Annotated in this window: 13 protein-coding genes; 2 read left to right on the top strand and 11 right to left on the bottom strand. The window is 62.8% G+C overall.

Annotated features, from left to right (window positions below):
- Window positions 1-63 precede the first annotated feature (63 nt).
- The 8 genes from CXQ94_RS05100 to CXQ94_RS05065 all read right to left on the bottom strand — a co-directional run bounded on the left by CXQ94_RS05100 (window position 64) and on the right by CXQ94_RS05065 (window position 10184).
- Window positions 64-990 carry a carbohydrate ABC transporter permease gene (locus CXQ94_RS05100; RefSeq protein WP_258066731.1) on the bottom strand — a complete coding sequence of 309 codons (927 nt, stop codon included), beginning with the start codon at window positions 988-990 and terminating at the stop codon, window positions 64-66.
- On the bottom strand, window positions 987-1997 hold the full coding sequence (locus tag CXQ94_RS05095) for a sugar ABC transporter permease (protein WP_219816984.1): 1011 nt from the start codon (window positions 1995-1997) through the stop codon (window positions 987-989). The genes CXQ94_RS05100 and CXQ94_RS05095 overlap by 4 nt, the downstream gene beginning before the upstream one ends.
- Window positions 1998-2261: 264 nt before the next feature.
- Window positions 2262-3416: a LacI family DNA-binding transcriptional regulator gene (locus CXQ94_RS05090; RefSeq protein ID WP_181034080.1), complete on the bottom strand. Its 1155-nt coding sequence runs from the start codon at window positions 3414-3416 to the stop codon at window positions 2262-2264.
- Window positions 3417-3558: 142 nt separating this feature from the next.
- Window positions 3559-4914, bottom strand: coding sequence for a BNR repeat-containing protein (locus CXQ94_RS05085; protein WP_181034079.1), 1356 nt, complete (start codon window positions 4912-4914; stop codon window positions 3559-3561).
- Between the two features lie 28 nt (window positions 4915-4942).
- The gene (locus CXQ94_RS05080; protein WP_104087116.1) at window positions 4943-5911 is read right to left on the bottom strand and encodes a mannonate dehydratase; all 969 of its coding nucleotides are present in this window, start codon (window positions 5909-5911) and stop codon (window positions 4943-4945) included.
- On the bottom strand, window positions 5911-6612 hold the full coding sequence (locus CXQ94_RS05075; protein WP_104087115.1) for an RraA family protein: 702 nt from the start codon (window positions 6610-6612) through the stop codon (window positions 5911-5913). The genes CXQ94_RS05080 and CXQ94_RS05075 overlap by 1 nt, the downstream gene beginning before the upstream one ends.
- Window positions 6613-6669: 57 nt before the next feature.
- Window positions 6670-7416 (bottom strand): SDR family NAD(P)-dependent oxidoreductase, encoded by a 747-nt coding sequence (locus tag CXQ94_RS05070; RefSeq protein ID WP_146070231.1) that lies wholly within the window; start codon window positions 7414-7416, stop codon window positions 6670-6672.
- Window positions 7389-10184 (bottom strand): glycoside hydrolase family 2 TIM barrel-domain containing protein, encoded by a 2796-nt coding sequence (locus tag CXQ94_RS05065; protein WP_258066785.1) that lies wholly within the window; start codon window positions 10182-10184, stop codon window positions 7389-7391. Before CXQ94_RS05065 ends, CXQ94_RS05070 begins: the two co-directional genes overlap by 28 nt.
- Window positions 10185-10392: 208 nt before the next feature.
- Here CXQ94_RS05065 and CXQ94_RS05060 point away from each other — a divergent pair, with 208 nt between their 5' ends.
- On the top strand, window positions 10393-11547 hold the full coding sequence (locus CXQ94_RS05060; RefSeq protein ID WP_104087112.1) for a Gfo/Idh/MocA family protein: 1155 nt from the start codon (window positions 10393-10395) through the stop codon (window positions 11545-11547).
- A gap of 23 nt (window positions 11548-11570) precedes the next feature.
- On the opposite strand, the gene CXQ94_RS05055 is transcribed toward CXQ94_RS05060, so the two are convergent.
- Together CXQ94_RS05055 and CXQ94_RS05050 are read right to left on the bottom strand one after the other, a co-directional pair.
- Entirely contained in the window at window positions 11571-13316 is a 1746-nt protein-coding gene (locus CXQ94_RS05055; RefSeq protein ID WP_104087111.1) for an ABC transporter ATP-binding protein, read from the bottom strand.
- Window positions 13316-15109 carry an ABC transporter ATP-binding protein gene (locus tag CXQ94_RS05050; protein WP_104087110.1) on the bottom strand — a complete coding sequence of 598 codons (1794 nt, stop codon included), beginning with the start codon at window positions 15107-15109 and terminating at the stop codon, window positions 13316-13318. The genes CXQ94_RS05055 and CXQ94_RS05050 overlap by 1 nt, the downstream gene beginning before the upstream one ends.
- A gap of 320 nt (window positions 15110-15429) precedes the next feature.
- On the opposite strand from CXQ94_RS05050, the gene CXQ94_RS05045 reads away from it, so the two are divergent.
- Window positions 15430-16635, top strand: a complete 1206-nt coding sequence (locus CXQ94_RS05045) for a hypothetical protein (RefSeq protein WP_104087109.1) — start codon at window positions 15430-15432, stop codon at window positions 16633-16635.
- A gap of 50 nt (window positions 16636-16685) precedes the next feature.
- Here the strand turns inward: CXQ94_RS05045 and CXQ94_RS05040 are convergent, their stop codons facing one another.
- On the bottom strand, window positions 16686-17693 hold the full coding sequence (locus CXQ94_RS05040; protein ID WP_104087108.1) for a 1-aminocyclopropane-1-carboxylate deaminase: 1008 nt from the start codon (window positions 17691-17693) through the stop codon (window positions 16686-16688).
- Window positions 17694-17822: the final 129 nt, after the last annotated feature.

Genomic DNA, 17822 nt, shown 5'->3' with positions numbered 1-17822 from the left:
ATACTCCTAAGTGTTCATTGGAAGACGGGCTTCAGTGCTGGAGGTGAAGGTGGTGTTGGCGGCTCAGCCTTTGACAGCGCCGGTGAGCACACCCTTGGCAAAGTGCTTTTGCAGGAACGGGTAAACGCAAACGATGGGGATGATGGAAATCATCAAAATCGCCATCTGGATGGCGGGCTGGGGTGGCAGGACGTCCGGATTGCCGAGCTCGGCAGGGCTGAGCTGACTCCCGCCAACAACGTAGGCCCTGACCACCATTTGCAGCGGCCACAAGCCCGAATCGTTGAGGTAGAGCAATGCGGTAAAGAACGAATTCCAGTACCCAACACCGTAGAACAGGCCAACCACGGCCAGGATTGCCTTGGACAATGGGAGGACGATTCTGCGCAGAATCTGCCACTCCGATGCGCCGTCGAGCTTGGCACTATCAAAGAGTTCGCGCGGGAGGCCCATGAAGAAGGATCTCAGCACAATGACGTTGAAGCCGCTCACCATGGTGGGGATGATCAGCGCCCAAAGACTGTCAATTAGACCAAACTGTTTGACTGCCAAGTACGTGGGGATCATCCCGGGTGTAAAGAGCAGGCTGAACAGCACCAGCATCATCATGGGGCCACGGCCCACCATGTTCGGGCGTGAGAGCGCGTAAGCAAGTAGGGCCGTGGTGATCAGGGAGAGCGCTGTGCCGATGGTGGTGACAAAAATCGACACCCCCAACGCTTTGCTCACAACCCCGCCGGCAAACACTGATTCGTAGGCCTGGAGGGAGAATTCCTCCGGCCAGAGGACCAGGCCTCCGGCACGGGTGATTTGGTCCTGCCCGGCAAATGATGTGGAAATGATGCCAACAAAAGGCAGCACGATCGCCGCGCAGGCGATGGTCAGCACCAGGCCCTTGAAGACCCTCATCAACGGGTGGGGCATTGACTGGCCGTTGTGCAGCTTGCTCTTCTTTCGCACCGGTGCGACGACATTCAGTTTTGTACTCATTTTTGGTAGACCCCAGACTCTCCGAAGAGATGGGCGAGCTTGTTGGCCCCCAGCACGAGCACCACACTGATGACGCCCTTGACCAGGCCGACGGCGGCTGCCACACCCCAATTGCCACCCACGATTCCGTTGTTGTAGACGTAGGTGTCGATGACCTCGGAGGCGCCGACGCCGACTGCTGCCTGTTGCAAGATGATCTGTTCAAAGCCAACAGTCAGTGAGTCGCCCAGCTTGAGGATGAGCAGCAAGATGATGATCCCGCGCATCCCCGGCAGCGTGATGTGCCAGAGCTGGCGCCACCGCGACGCACCGTCCACGCTTGAGGCTTCGTAGAGATCGGTGTCGATCTGGGACAGGACGGCCAGGAACAAGATAGTGGCCCAACCGGTGTCCTTCCACATGACCTGGGAGGTGATCAGCGCAATGAACCCATCGGGGTTGCCGATGATGGACAGGGCGTCACCGCCGTGTTGCCGGATCCAGTTGTTGAAGAAGCCGCTGCCGCCCAGCAATTGCTGGAAAACGGAGACCACGATGACCCAGGACAGGAAGTGCGGGAGGTACATGATGGACTGAACGGCGCCCTTTAACCGGTTGGAGACCAGGCTGTTGAGCAGCAGTGCCAGCACGATCGGGGCCGGGAAGACAAAGACTGTCTGCACAAAGGTGATTACCAGGGTGTTTTTGACTGCGTTCAGGAACGCTGGATCCCCGTTGAACAGGATCGCAAAGTTATCGAACCCCACCCATTCGGAACCGTCAATGCCAAGGAAGGGCAGATAGTCCTGAAAGGCGATGACATTGCCTAGCAGTGGGAAGTAGTGGAACAGCAGCAAAATCACCATGGCGGGGATGGCAAAGAGCGTCAACATCCAGTTCTCGCGAAGCCGGGTGCGAAGGCGTTTGGGAGGCCGGGCCGGCATTGCAGCTGGCTTACGTGACGAGGTGCGTGTTTCCGCTGGCACCTTGAGTTCCTTCAGTGAAGGTCGCTCGTTGGTGGTTGTCATCCGCGGTTGCTCCTGGCAAGAGCAGGAAACCACAGCCGCAGGGTCGGGGGTAAAGATGGTGCTGCGCCGGGCGTCAAGACGTCCATGTCCACTCTCCTTTGAATGCCGGCAAAACCACGCAGATTTGCGTAATGTTTACTTGTGAACATTATACGTTCATGAATGTGCGCTATGTCAAGCATTCTTGGAACGTTACAACGGCAAAAAGAAGGCCCGTCACGCACCGGTTGGCACGTGACGGGCAAGTAGACGCTAAACGCGGTTCTAGGACTCTGGCGGCGCTGCCACCGAGTCGCGAAGGTGCAAGGTGGGCTCCACCTGGACATGCACCGAGCGGCTCTGACTCCCGCGCTCGATCCGCTCCAGCAGGAGCCTCGCCGCGAGACTTCCCACATAGTCGCGCGACGGTGCCACCGAGGTCAGCGGCGGGTCGAACATGCTCGCATAGTCGTCGTCGTAGCCGATGAGCGAGAAGTCCCCGGGAACACTGATTCCGCGTTCTTTGAAGGCGAGCAGCACCGCGTAGGCATTGTTGTCGTTGTGGCACAGCAGCCCCGTTACACCGGCCTGAAGCAGCCCGTCAACGAAAAGCTCGACGGCGGCGGCGGACGGCCAGCCTGCCAACTCCTCCACCGCGTATACCGGTGCTGGGATGCCGGCTTCCTTGGCCGCACTTTCCCACCCATCCCGGATCCACGTGCTGGTCTGGGACGGCCGGTGCACCAACAGTGCGATCCGTTCGTGTCCGTGGGACCGTAGCTCCGCCATGGCGGCCCCCACGCCAAGCTCGTGCGCCGAACGCACCGATGAAACATTGGGGGAGGAAACCTTAAGCGGTAGCTCGCGCTCCATGAGAACCACGGGAACGCCTAGTCCCTCAAGCCAGTCCATGTACTCGCGGGCATCGGCGCCGGTGTGGGCGTTGGGGGCCAGCAAGATCCCGTCAACCCGCCCGGCCAGTTCCTCAACGATCCGCCGCTCTTGGGCGGGACCGTCGCCAGATTCAGCGGCTGCGCCGCCGCGATTGAGCAGCATCAGACTGGCACGCCCACCGGCGCTTTCAACTTCGCTTCGCGCGCCTGCCAGGACCCTGCCAAAGTAGTAGACCAGGCTGGAACCGGAGCCAGGGGAACCGGGTTGTGCACCGGCGTCAAAGGACATGTCGGGAATCACGATGCCAACATGCCGCGTAGCATGCCCCCCGGAGGGTGAGCCTTTGGCTTCGCCAGCAGAAGCCAGCGTTACTGGAACCGCTCCCCCGCGGATGCGGCGCAGCAGGCCACGTTCCACGAGCTCGTCAAGGTCACGGCGGATGGTCATGCCGGTGACGTCAAGTTCGGCCGCGAGTTCGGCAACCCGGGCGAATCCTTTTTCGCGGGCCCGGGCCACAATGAGCTCCTGGCGGTTGGTTACCGACACGGCAGCGTTCCTTTCCGTCGTGATGCCCACATAAGTTCGTGTTCACACAATTTGATACATTCCCTATTCTATTGAACATTAACTACCGTTGGGCCGGTAATTGCAAGCCACCCAGGATGCCAATGCCAGACGAGCAGGAATGCTAGGAGCCGATCGAGAACAAGAGCAGCGGCTGCGCTTCCGGCCATTCCAGCCGGGGCTGGTCCCGGTTCGGCGCCAATGCCTCCCACCGCAGCACATGGTGGACGCCCGGGACGCTGGCGTCATCTCTGGCAAACCGCACAGTAATCCCGGGGTAGTCCAGCGCGGCACCGGCGGCAACTTCAGCAGGGTACGGCTGGGGCACCGGCACTTCTGCATGCGGGAGCAGCGTGGTGCCATCGAGCACAAGCGCCCCACTGACACCCCTGAATTCGTAGTCTAGGCGCAGCCGGTCATCCGGAAGCAGCACCGTGCGCCCCAATCGAATCCCATGGGCAAGCGAACCGCCGCCACCAAACTCCCAGCGGCCGTGCCATGTGGTGACCTGCTGGATGGTCCAGCTACCGCCTGCCCCCCGTGCCACAAACAACTGGCTCCCTCCAACGTCGTCGTACTTGTGGAAGGCGATGGTTGGCTGACCTTGGGCATCGAAGCCCACCTTGTGCAGCCCATTGAGCAGGCCACCCTGGACGGGCACATCGTCCACCACAACGCCCGCCTGCCCGTACCTCACCGGCAAGGTGATGGGATCCCCGCCCAGGGTTTCCCAGTGCACAAGGTCCCGGCTACGCATATAGGAGACACGGCTGTTTGTTGCCGCGTCCGGAGTATCGCGCCACACCCACGACACGTGGTGAAACCCATCCGAACCCAAGACCGGCGGTTCGGCGTAAGCGTTGCGCAGGCCCTCACCGTCAAACAAGGGCACGTCCAACAGCATGGACCACGTCCGGCTCTCGTGGTCATAAAGGTAGTAGTAGTTCACGCCGTTGCCGCTGGAGCCGTCACGGAAGGTGAAAACCATGGCCCCGCTGGGAGTCGTTAGAAACGCCGGATACGTGGTGTGCCCTTCGACGGCCGGGTTCAACAACACGGGCACGCGTTCAAGTGTGGCGATCTCACCCGGGACCGTGGTGCGGAAGTAGACCATCGGGTCCACGTGCATGTTCCCCGAAACGTGCAGGTGGCCCGCCTGGTCCACCGCCATGACCACATAGTTGTGACTGTCCCATTCGAGCACGCTGTCGAGGAGGACATGCGCCCACTCGTGGGAGTCCAGGCGGCGGTGGGCAATCGTCATGACCCGACCGGCGTCGTAGTAGGCCACATACTGGTCCTCGCCATGGGTCAGCACCGACTGCCCCACGGCATGCCCTGCCCAGCTTTCCCCGATGACATGGACCTGGCGCACAATGCCTGGCGCATCCTCGAGGGTGTAGCCATTGGCGCCAAAGGGCACGCACTGAAGCGGGCCAAGGTCGGCGCCATGCGGGGAGTATGTCTCCGTCTGAGTCATTGCATTCTCCTTGCTAAGGTCACGTGGATTAGTCCACGCCGGCCGTTGTTGCTGCGAACTCGGCGGAATGCAGCAGTCCCCTGATATATCCAACTGCATTCAACCGCCCCAGCACCTCATATCCGGGGTATTTGTTCTCTTCCCCTTCAAGTGTCGGAACATGGTCCGAGCGCATGGGCCCCGTGAAGCCGATCGCCACATAGGCGGCCATGGCCGCTGCCATGTCTGTCTGGCCCTCGTCGTGGAAGGTTTCGGTGAACTTGCTGGGGGTGCCAATCACGTCGCGAAAATGCACAAAGCGGATGCGGTCGGCGAAGCGGTGGATGCTGGCGGGAATGTCCGCACCCATGGTGGAGAAGGTGCCCTGGCAGAAGGCAAGTCCCTGAGCGGGGCTGTCGCTCATTGCCATGGCGCGGGCTATGGCATCCGGGGAGGTCATGATCCGTGCCACGCCCCGGTACGAGGCAACAGGCGGGTCGTCGGGGTGCATGGCCAGCTGTATCCCGTGCTGTTCCGCGACGGGGACCACGGCGTCCACAAAGTACTCGTAGTTTGCCCACATCTGCTCGGCACTGATCAGCTCTTCGTAGGCGGGCAAATCTGCCGCATCGAAGCCCGTCACCAGCGCGCCCCCACGGCCGTGTTCGGCCCACCGGGTCCGACCCCAGCCGTGGACCGCCATGAAGTTGTGGCACAGAATGGGGATCTCCAATTGCTCCATGGTGCGGATCAGGCCGTGAATCTTATCGATCTCCGCATCCCGCCCAGGCAACCCCTGCTTGACCTTTTCAAACGGCGGAAGTGGCTCGATCACCTCAACTTTGAGTCCGGCGTCGCGCACTTTTTGCACGGCGGCCTTGACGTCTTCGGGACCGCTGGGCATGGTCCCGTCGGTGAGTTCAGGCAGCCGGAGCACCGCACCGTCGACGCCGCATTGGCGCAGCAGGCGCATCAGGCGCGTCTGTTCGGGGCGCACGTATTCAACAATTTTTACCATTACAGCCGCCCGTATTTCTTGTAGACCTCAACCGGATCCATGCCGCTGGCAAAGTCGCTGCGAGCGTTGTCCTCGGTGCGAATGAGTTCCTCGCACTTGAGTAGCACCTCCACCACCAGGGCACGGGGAATCACGACGGCGCCGTCGAGGTCTCCCATGAGAAAGTCGCCCGGGTTGACGGGAACCACCGTGGTGAGCGCGCCGCGGAGGACAATGGGTTTCTGCCACTCGTAGTAGCTCCACCGCTGGTAGGCCTCGACTGGGGACAGGTAGCGGGCCATGACGGGGAAGTCGCGTTTGAGCAAGAACCCGGTGTCGCGGCAGCCGCCGTCGATGATTGCCCCGACAACCCCGCTGGCGGCACCCACGGTCGCGTTCATCTCCCCGTAGTGGGCGACCTGCGTGTCAAAGCTGCAGTCTCGGACATCCAGCAGCGGCACACCGGTGGCGCGCATGTCGTTGAACAGGTGGATGCGACGGTCCCGCATGTCGGTGCTGGCCGTGACATCCGGGATGCCCTTGACGGTGAAGGCGGGGCCGGCGATCACCATGTCTTGGCGGATTGGCTTGATGTCCGGGGCAAGGGCCTGGTTGGGGTAGCCCATGCCGTCGAGCACGTCATAGATGGCGCCGGAGTAGAGCGCACGGTAGCGTTCCACCAATTCGCGGACATCAGTCCCATAGTCATAAACGTCTTGCATGTCAGTTCCTCTTCTTCTCGATGATCTTTGGCATGGGCAAATAGTGAGTGATCGGGCTCAGCCCCTCATGGACTGGCCGCCGTCAACCACCAGGGTGGTCCCGGTGACGAATCCTGAGAGGCCGCTGGCCAGGTACAGTGCTGCTCCGGCAACATCTTCGGGTGCGCCAAATTGGCCCAAGGGAATCTTGGCGAGCGCGTCGGCACGGTGGGTTGGTTCGGCGAGCGCCGCGGCGTTCATGCTGGTGGCGATGGCGCCGGGGGCTATGGCGTTGACCCGGATTCCCCGCGGTGCCAGCTCGACGGCGAGCGCCTTGGTGAGCGTTTCCAGGCCCCCTTTGCTTGCCTGATAGACGGAATCGCCGGCAAAGCCTCGCAGGGCACGGATGGAGGAGATGTTCACAATGGATCCGCCGGCCCCCATCAGTGGGGCGAGGTCGCGGATGAGTAGGTGTGGGGAGCGGAGGTTGACGGCCATGATCGAGAGCCATTGCTCGGTGGTGACGTGTTCAAGAAGCCTCTTGTCCGAGAGGGCGGCATTGTTGATCAACACGTCCGGGGCCACGCCAAGTGTCAGCAGCCAATCTCTCGCTTTTTCGGAGGCGTCGGCGTCCTCAAGGTCGACGGCCAGGCTGTGGTGGAACCCCGAGTCGGGCTGGGGGTTCCGGCTCAGGCCGAGGACAGTCGCCCCCGCTTGCAGGAATCCGCGCCCGATGGCCAAGCCGATCCCGCGGCTGGCACCGGCAACCACAACAATTTTGCCCGCGAGCAGCCCGTTCATGCTTGGCGCTGCCCGGCGTTCCAAGCCGCGACTCCTAGACCACTTGGATCGGGTCGGGTTCCGCTGCCACGTGCTTCGGCGAACGACGACGTCCTGTGGGCGGGCGTGAAGGTAACCGTGAGCGTACGGCTCTCTCCCGGTTCAAGCCAGAAGTAGTCATCCTGAGCGTCAAGAATCCATTCGGTATCCGCCCATGTCCAGCGCACAAAGGCTGCGGGCACGGCCCCCCTGTTGGTCACCGCCGCTTCAAGGGTGAAAATTCCGGTTGTTGCGGATCCCTCGGGTTGAGCAAGCAGTTCCAGGCCCAGGTCCGTGGGGTGCTGCTCCACCAGTGGCCTGAGCGGAGATTCGTTGTGCAGCGCCGTGGGAGCGGGCGCGATTCTGTACTCGGCCAGTAGTGCCGGGTCTGTGCTGGCCGGGACCACTCGCAGTATCCGCATCGACCGCGCTTCGTGGTGCCCGGCCTCACCGACAAGATCGGCCACCACCATGAGGTAGCGCACGCCGTGAGGTACCTGGAGCTCAAAGACAGGAAATTGGCTCCGGGAGATGCTGGCGTCTTCGTGGCGGCGGAGCACCATATTTTCGTCATAGACCCGCAGACGGAGGGCTCCATTGCGCAGGGTCTCTTCATCGGCGTCGCGGTTCACTGCGATTTGCAGCGGAACTACTTCACCCCCGGCCAGTGCCTCGTGCGGGCTGCGGATGGCAAGTGCGATGGGTGCGTAGCCGCGCCGGATCCCGTAGTAGCCGGGGGTTGGTCGTCCGCAGTGGTCAATCACCTGCATGCCCACCGACGGCCAGGGCCGGCTAAATACCCAGGGCATCACCATGGTGGCGTCGACGTCGGAGGCCCGGAAGTCGGCAGCCACTGTCTCGTAGATCTCTGCCGCGCCCAGCTGCACAGCCTCAACGAAGCGCGTATTCTCGCCCAGGGACAGATCGTCAAAGATGCGGGCCCGGTCCAGCATTCTGGGAATCCTGCCCGGGTTGAACTCCGCCCAATGGTGGTGGAGGGTGGGATGGCTCTCCTGGAACCGGTCGGGTTCGCTGCTGTCCAGGAGGTCCATGGGGCGCACCAGCTCGGCCTCCGGCATGAAGGCACCAAGGCTTTCCATCGACGGAATACTGTGCCCGCCCCACTCGGTCAGGGCCGGCGCTCGCCGGTACAGTTTCAGATACCAGCTGGTGTCGAACTCCAAGTACGGGTGCACGTCACCGGCGTCGGAGCAGGATCGCACAAAGGGTCGACCGGGGTCGAGGTCCTTGACCGTGCGCTCCATGATTCCGACGGCGGCCGCGTTGGTCGGCAGGTAAGGATTGAATTCGTTGCCGCCGCACCACACCACCAGGCTCGGGTGGTTCTGCAGCCGTGCCACACTCCACACCACCTGCTGCTCCCAAACCTCCAAGTCAAGGCCGGCACAGTCGTAGTCCGTGTTCAGCGGGAAGTCCTGCCAGACCATCAAGCCCAAGCTGTCGCAGAGCTCGTAGAAACCGTCCGTTTCCATCAGGCCGCCACCCCACACGCGCACCAATTGCACACCCGCGTCCTTGGCCAGTCGCAGGAAGTGCTCGTACTTTTCTGGCACCAGTGACAACAAATCAAGGGGCATCCAGTTCATGCCGCGTAGGAACTGTTCCTCGCCATTGACCTCACACTGCCAGTCAAGCCAGTGCTCCGCCGTTCGCGGGGCTGGCGAACGCTTCATGGCAAAGGTCCGCACTCCTGCCACCGTCGCCAGCTCGTCGGTTCGAGCGCCATCGCATTCCAGGCTCAGCCGCAGTTCGTAAAGGTGGGGATCACCGAGCCCGTTGGGCCACCAAAGTCTTGGCGTATCTAATTCCAGCGAAAGGCGCACCCATTGGTGTCCGCGGAGCAGTTCCACGTCCAGTTTTCGTGTTGCAACCACTAGCCCGTCGGCGTCCAAGAGCTCGGCGCGAAGTACCCCTGAGGGTGCTTGAGTGCCGTCCTTGACGCGAGGATCATCCAGCGGCGGGAATTGCCCGTAGCGCGGGACGAATGCGAGATCGGGTGAGACATCCGCGCGCAACACCTCAACCTCTACCTCGATACTGGCGGTGCCGTCGTGGCGAATCGTGGAACTAAGCATGGGCCGTTCCAGGCGGAAGTCGCCGGTGGCGACCAGACGGACCGGGCGCCAGATTCCGGCCGTCATGAGGTCCGGGTTGTTGATCCAGCGGCTGTAGGTTTCGGCCTTCACCAACTTGCCGGTGGTGCCATGCTCCTTACCCTGTCCCGAACCTCCTGGCTTGACGGCCACAATGACTTCGTGGCTGACCCCCTGGGGGGCGTCCAGAAGGTGGCTAATGTCCAGGGCGGGGCCGCCAAACGCCCCCGAATGTGCGGCCGCGGGCAGACCGTCGACCCACACCGCAGCGTCGTGATCTACGCCGTCGAAGACGAGGTCAAGGCGGGCCATGGGACCATGCCATGCCGCCGGGACCTCGAACACTGCCTTGAACCACCAGAGCTTGCCCTGCATCCAGAGGTAGGCGTTGCTATTGCGCCCCTCATAGGGGTGGGGTCCCAGACCCGCCTGGTACCACTGCCACTGGATCATGGCACCGGTCTGGACCTGGTGCCAGTCAAGCTGCCCGGGATTTGCGGCCACCGCATCGGCGTCAACGTCGGCGTCGGTGAAGGCGAGCTCCCAGCGCTCCACCTCAAGCTGGCGGCCACTCCCGCGGGGCGAAACATACATTGATTGGAGCGCCGAGCCGGCTTCGAGCTCTAGCGTTTCCGCCGGATCCAGCCTCGCAACAGACATTAGTGCCACGTCAATCTCCACTCTGAAATAGGGGCCGGACTGCACTGCACCGGTGCGCGGTGGGCGTTGCCACCGGCACCTCCTTGTGCGCTTAGTTGTAAACTGAACATTAATGTATCATGATGTTTCAATGTGAACAATCGCTGTGAAGTGGCCGAGAACTGGGCATCCCACACCGCGAACAACGTCAACGGAAAGGAAACCAGCGATGCACCACCCGAAACGACCCACGCGAATCGCCTTAGCTGGCCTGCACGGTTACGGCTCGGTTCATTTGGAGCAGCTGCGGCACATGGCCGGTGCGGTGAAGCTCGTCGCAGTGGCCGATCCCCGTCCACCAGCCCCGGGCAGCCTTCCCGAATCGACCCAGGTCTTCGATGACCTCGGCGAACTGTTGGCTAGCGTGCCCGACCTCGATGTCGTCATCATCGCCACGCCACTGGACACGCATTTCAGGCTTGCCGAACTGGCATTGCGCGCCGGTGCGAATGTCTACCTGGAGAAGCCACCCGTCACCTCGATGGCCGATTTTGACAGGCTTGTGGCGGTGGAACGGGAATGCAAGGGCTCGGTCCAGGTCGGGTTCCAAGGATTGGGACTGCACCAGTCCACGGTGTTCACCGACGCCGTGGCGGGCATTGGAGAAGTCAGTGCGATTGGTGCCGTGGGGTTGTGGCAGCGCTCGGACAGCTACTGGAACCGCTCGCGGTGGGCGGGCCGGCGAGTACTTGACGGCGTGGACATTGTTGACGGGACGGCAACAAACCCGTTTGCTCATGCGGTGGTCTCAGCCCTGCACCTGGCCGGGGTCAAACGGCGCGCAGACATAGGCGCCATCGACACCGACCTCTTCCGTGCCAATGCCATTGAATCCGATGACACCGCAGTGGTTCGGATCGAGACCACCGGCGACGTGCTGATCACCTGCGCCTTCACCCTGTGTGCGGCAATGCCCGCAGAGCCGTATCTGAGAGTCACCGGATCGCTGGGAACTCTTCGCTTCCGTTACACCGAGGACTGCCTTGAGCTTGGTGACGGCTTGCGCATCCCCCTGGAACGGCGTTGCCTGTTGCGCAACATGGTGGAGCACGTCAACAACCGCGCGGAGTTGCTTTCGCCGCTGTGCGACAGCGAGCCGTTCATGGTGGTCCTGGATGCCATCCGCACAGGGCCGGCCCCGTCTCCGATTCCCCCGGAGTTTCTCTCCTCCAGCCCGAATCTCACCGTTGTGGTGGACGGAATCGAACAGTGGATCGAACTCGCGGTGGAACGCGGCGCCACCTTTACCGAACTGGGCGCACCGTGGGCCCAGGCCGAGCTGCCACTCCTGGTGGACGTGGCAGCCCGGGAAAACGCGGGCTAGTGGAACGGGGTCGTGGCCGCCTCTCAGGCGTCCTGGCGCCAAGAATTCCATAGCGCCGCATAGGCGCCGCCCTGTGCCAGCAATTCATCATGGGATCCTAGTTCGGAGATCCGGCCCTTTTCCACCACAGCCACCCGGTCGGCGTCGTGCGCCGTATGCAGCCTGTGCGCGATGGCCACCACGGTCCGCCCTTCCAGAACCGCACTGAGCGAAAATTCCAGCTCGCGCGCCGCCGCGGGGTCGATCAACGACGTCGCCTCATCGAGCACCAAGGTGTGCGGATCGGCCAGCACCAGGCGGGCAAGCGCCATTTCCTGGGCTTGGCCCGGCGTCAGGGTGTGGGCGCCCGAGCCCACCTCCGTGGCCAGGCCGTCAGGCAAGGCACGCACCCAGGCCAGGGATCCGACGTCGGCCAAGGCCTTTTCCAGCTCGGCGTCGGTGGCGCTGGCTTTACCAAGGCGCAGGTTGTCCGCAAGCGTTCCCACAAAAATGTGGTGCTCCTGCGTCACCAGGGCCACCTCGCGGTGCAGATCGTCCAACGGTCTGTCCACCAAAGGAACCCCGCCAACCTTGACGGAGCCGCCTGTGGGCGGGTGGATCCCGGCAATCAGCCGGCCCAGCGTGGATTTTCCGGCGCCGGAGGGTCCAACCATGGCCAGCCGCTCCCCCGGCACCAGTGTCAGATCGATCCCGTGAAGCACATCGCGGCCCTCACGGTACGCATAGCGAACCTCGTCCACCACCAGCGATTCGTCCGCCGGCTGGGCGTCGGTGGCGGTCCTGTCGCCGGCAACATTGCGGATACCAACGATGCGGGCCAGCGATGACGCACCCACCTGGATCTCGTCGATCCACATGATCAACGTGTCCACAGGGTCGATCAGTTGCATGGCGTACAGGGCCACCGTGGCCACCATACCGGCGCTCACCGTTCCGTTGGAAGCAAGCCAGCCACCCCACAACAGGACCGCTGCCACGGGAAGCCAGAAGGAGAACTCGGCCACCGGGAACAGCACCGTACGCAGGCCCAGTGTGTATTTTTCAACGTCAAAGCAACCACGCAGCGCCGCGTCGATCCTGTTGCGGCGGTGCGGGCCCAAACTCAGGGCGTCAACAGTCCGCGCGCCCTCGATGGTCTCGGTGATGGCGCCGTTGAGGACAGCGTAGCTTTCGCGTTCACGCAGGTAACCGGGGGTGGCACGTTTGAGGTACCACCTCGTCACGGGGATGAGCATCGGCGCACCCACCAACAAGGCCAGTGCCAGCAACGGGCTGGTAAAGACCGCTGCGGCAACCGTCAGCGCTATGGTGGCCACCGAGACCAAGACCTGCGGCACGCCGAACCTAACAGTGTGGGAGACGGCTTCGACGTCGTTGGTAGTGCGGGAGACCAGGTCACCGGTCCCGGCTTTTTCCACCGTGGACAGCGGCAGGGAGGTCACCTGCTCCATGAATTCCTCGCGCAGTTGGGCAAAAACCTTCTCACCAAGGACCATACCTTTGCGGCGCGCCCAACGTGCCAGGAAGGTTTGCACCACCACAAATGCAGCCAAGACCAGGGCCACGTTGGTGACGAATCCGGCTGTGGTGCCGCGCGTGATGGCATCTACCAGACGGCCCAACAGGAACGGTCCAGCCAAGCCAGCGATGGCTGCCAAGACATAGAGTCCCACCACCATCGACAGGGGTTTGCTGTGCTGGCGCATGAGGCGGGCACCCTCGCCCTTAACCTGTGCCGAGTCGGCCACGGGAAGCTTATTGTCAGCCATTAGCGCTGCCCTTCAGTGCTCGAAGTGCTGTGGTTATTCTGCGTGCGTCCTGCCTCCGCGTGTCCATCCATACCGGCGCCGCGGATCACCACGTTGCGGTAGTCGGGCACTGTCGCCAGGAGTTCGTGGTGTGTTCCCTGGGTGAGGTGCTGGTCCCCGTCAAGGAAGTAGACGGTGTCCATGGCGCCGAGCATCAAGGGACTGGCGGTGACTACCACGGTGGTGTTGGACGCCGTTCCGCGTTCGGCCTTCAGCGCGACGGCAATCCGGGATTCGGTGTGGGCGTCCACGGCACTGGTCGGTTCGATCAGAACCAGAACCTCGGCGTCGGTCAAGATGGCGCGGGCCAGGGCAAGGCGTTGCCGCTGGCCGCCCGAGAAACCACGGCCCTTCTCGGTGACCTCGTCGTCGAGCCCGTGCTCCAGACCGTCAAAGACGTCGGCGGCGCTGGCCACCTCAATGGCAGCCATGATGCCGGCGTCACTGTGCCGCCCGGCCGGATCCAGCTCTTCCCTCAGTGATCCGGTGAAAAGTTGCGGCTCCGCATCGGAAACCACGATCCTTGAGCGCACCTCCCCCAGTGGGACCATGTGCAAGGAGGCGTGACCCCACAGGACTTGAGCCTCGCGCAGCACGGCATCGTCAAAGCGGCCAAGCCGTCGGGCAAGGTCGGCCGACGCCGCGGGATCCGCCGAAACGATGCCCGTGAGCAGGCCCGGCTGGATCAGTGCCCCGGAGCGGCTGTCCAGCAAGGCGCTCGGTGCGGCTGGGGCACCAACTGTTGTGCCGCCGTCGTGCACGGCAGAGTCGGTGGCCAGAACATCGATAATGCGGCGGGCACCCACGTTGGCGCGGATGAAGCGGGATACGGCGTCGGAGGCGTTGCGGATCGGGGAGACCAGGAACACGGCGTACCCGTACAGGGCCACCAGCTGTCCGGTTTCGATCTGGCCCGACAACGCCTGCATGGCCCCGATCCAGGTGAAGGCGACACTGAAGACGCCTACCACCAGCACCTGCGCGGCGTCGAGGTCGGCAAGCGAATACGCCACTTTGTTGCCAGCCAGTTGCGTTTCCCGCGAGCGCTCCCGGTACCTCTCCACGAAGATGTGCTCGCCGCCAATACCTCGCAGCACGCGCAGGCCCGCCACTGTGTCAGCACCCAACGCCGTCATCTTGCCGGCAGCGTCGCGCTGCTCCTTCTGCCGTTTTTGCAGGGGGCGGATCACGAAGAGCAGCATGGCCCCGCAGAAGGGGACGCCGAAAAGCACGACGAGTCCTAGTTGCCAGGACGTTTGGAACACCAGGAACGTCACCAACAGATAGCCCACGATTGAGCCGGCCAGACGGGCCGAAACGTCAAAGATCTCCCCAATGCGCATGGCGTCCGACGCGGACGTGGACACCACCTCACCGGTTGAGAACTTTTGCGGCAGGGCGTCGCCACTGCGGGTGACTTTGTAGCCAATCAACTGAGAACACCGGTACGCGGCTTGCATCCAGTTGCTGACCGCGGCCCGGTGCCGCAGCGTCGAGGTCACCGCCTGGATGACGGTAAGACCCAGGAGTATGCCCACCCACGCTGTAAGGGCGCCAAAGTTTCCGGCCACAATGCCCAAGTCGACTGCCTGACCCAGAACATAGGGGATCAAGCCCTGGGACACCGTCCAGATGGAACCATAGGTGATGCCCAGGAGCAACGTTGCCCGTTGGGCTTTGGCAAGCCACCACAGGAAGCGGGACGGAGAACGCAGATCGGGGCTGCCGGCATTGGAATAGGGAAATGAGCGCACAAGGGGCCTTCTAGAAATGGTGGTTTGGCAGGCGGGGCCAGCGTGATCAAGCGGCGCATCGGGGCGGCGCGATCTACGGTGGTTTGGGGACTGCTGTTCTCTACCTCACAGAGACAACACTATCCCACAGGCCGGCTCCGCCGGAAGAGCGGTGCACGCGGGCTGGCCAGGATTCGCGCCCGCTCCCCGGTTCCGCTACAGGTAGACCGGGCGCGCCAGCGGGGAGCGGGCGCGCTTTTGCCGTGTCGGCCACGGCCGGAGCGGAAATTAAGGGTTCGGATAGGATCGGCTCAGGCAGGGTACCTACATTGGGGGTTTCGGTGGCTGAATCGCAAGAACACAACCTGGCGTACTTTGCCGAGTTCCACCGTGAAAAACGGGAGCAGCGCCGGCAAATTCTTACGCTGATCTTTCTCGGGTGGCTGATGTGCCTGCTGATCTTGCAAATCCACCACCCTTTGGACGCGAGCATCATCGCCAACTTCGGGGACCTCAACGTGGTGTGGAGCCGGTTCGTTCAGCGAGTGCTGGCCCCGTTCACCAGCCCGGAAATGTTCGACTTTGGCATCGATTCTTTGGGCTGGATCATCGGCGCCACGGCCACCATCCTGGTTGCCCTGGTGTTTAGTGGCCGCAACCCGCTGGGTATCGCCAGCGAAGCCCAGGCCATGGCGCTGGATGAGTTGCTGGAACTGCTGACATTCTTGGTTGGAATCGCCGCCGCTGCCACCATGTGGATGGCCTTGCACAATGTTTTCTTCCTGCCGTCGGACCCGGATTCCGGTCCCAAGTTCTTCCTGGCTTTACTGTGCCTGATGCTGGTGATCTTTTCCGTAGTCCGCCAGCGCGACGCTACCGTCCAACGTGAAATGGACGAGTTTCACCTGACCACCTCCATGCGCCTGCACACCCGCCGATGGGAGCGAATGTGGGGCGTCTCCGCACGGAACCGAATGCTGGTGGAGCCCCGGAAAATCGTCAAGCTGGGTGTTTGGTGGGCGGGTGCCGGCCTCATTTTCACTCTGGCCACCTTTGTCCCCTTCAGCGGCTTCCCTGTTCCGCAGTTAATCGGCTCCGCCGTTGTTTTGGTGGCCATCGCCGTTGCCGCCGCTGCTTCGATCGCCGCGGCACTCTCGCTTTACCGGAGCAATCCGCACCCCGGCGTGGGGCTCGCGTATGCGCTGGTCTTGATCGTTATCGTCGTCTTGACGGTGGTCAGCCCCTTGGCTGCCGCCGCCATACAAAATGAGAAGGTTCTCGAATCGCTTTTGGGCTATTTCCTCTGGTTGGCGCCGTCGCTGCTGCTCATCTTCCGCAAGCCGCAATCGGCGCACATGGGCCGGCTGGAGTACCGCATGGCTGCCCGGCCCAGCAACAAGTTCACCCGCTCGGTGGTGGCCTGTTTTGACGGTGCCAGGGAGTGCGCCTATTGGATCGAATTGACGTTGGAGGCACACCGGCAAAAGCGCTATGAGGTCAAGTTGGCCAAGCTGGAGGCCGACCAGACTCCGGCGCAGGACTCATAGTGGTAGCCAAGAACGACGACGGCGGGCGCGCGCCCGCCGTCGTCTGCCGTTCAGCGGAAAAGGCCGCTGTAGGCGTTGAGGGCCAGCTGCCCGCCCAGGTGCGCGTAGAGGACGTTGCTCGTTGCGGGAATCTCGTGGCTCCGGACCAGGTCAATCAGTCCGGCCATTGACTTGCCCTCGTAGACGGGGTCGATGATCATGCCTTCGAGGGATCCGGAGAGGCGGATGGCATCGAGGGTGGATTGGATGGGGATGCCGTAGTAGTCGCCTGCCCAGCCTTCCCTGACATCGATTTCCTCGTCGCGGAGCTCGCGGCCCAGACCGATTAGCTCCGCGGTGTGGCGCGCAATCCGGGCCACCTGGTCGCGGGTTTTCTCGATCGTTGCGGAGGCGTCAACGCCGATGACCTGGCGCGGGCGCTCCTGGCCGGCGAATCCTGCGATCATGCCGGCGTGGGTGGAGCCGGTGACTGTGCAGACAATGATCGTGTCGAAGAAGATGCCAAGCTCCTTTTCCTGCTGCTCCACCTCGTAGGCCCAGTTGGCGAAACCGAGCCCGCCCAGGTGATGTTCGGAGGCGCCTGCCGGGATGGGGTACGGCTTGCCGCCTGCGTCTTTGACCTCCTGGATGGCTTGTTCCCAGCTGCTGCGAATGCCAATGTCGAAGCCTGCCGCGTCGAGGCTGACGTCGGCGCCCATGATGCGCGAGAGCTGGATGTTGCCCACCCGGTCGCTGAGCGGGTCCGGCCAGTCGACCCAGTTTTCTTGGACCAGGCGAGCCTTCATGCCGATCTTCGCTGCGACGGCGGCCACCTGGCGGGTGTGGTTTGACTGGTAGCCGCCAATGGAGACCAGAGTGTCCGCGCCCTGGGCGATGGCGTCCGGGACAATGTATTCCAGCTTGCGGGTCTTGTTCCCGCCAAATGCCAGGCCGCTGTTGACGTCCTCACGCTTTGCCCAGATGGTGGCGCCACCCAGGTGCTCGGACAGGCGGGGAAGGTCATGGATGGGACTGGGGCCAAACGTCAGCGGGTAGCGCTCAAAATCTGAAATTGCCATGGTGGACATCCTTTTCGGGTGCGGGGCCGGGGTGCAGGCCAGACCCCTGCTTGTCTGCGCTCCGGCCCGCACCGGAGCAACAACCCAATTCTTCCGTATGCAATATATTGCATACGGAAAGCGCGCCTT

Origin of the sequence: Arthrobacter sp. GMC3 (assembly GCF_002929305.1) — a bacterium.
GTDB lineage: Bacteria > Actinomycetota > Actinomycetes > Actinomycetales > Micrococcaceae > Specibacter.
The sequence above is the reverse complement of the archived record's forward strand: the minus strand, read 5'-3'. Positions and strand labels throughout refer to the sequence as shown.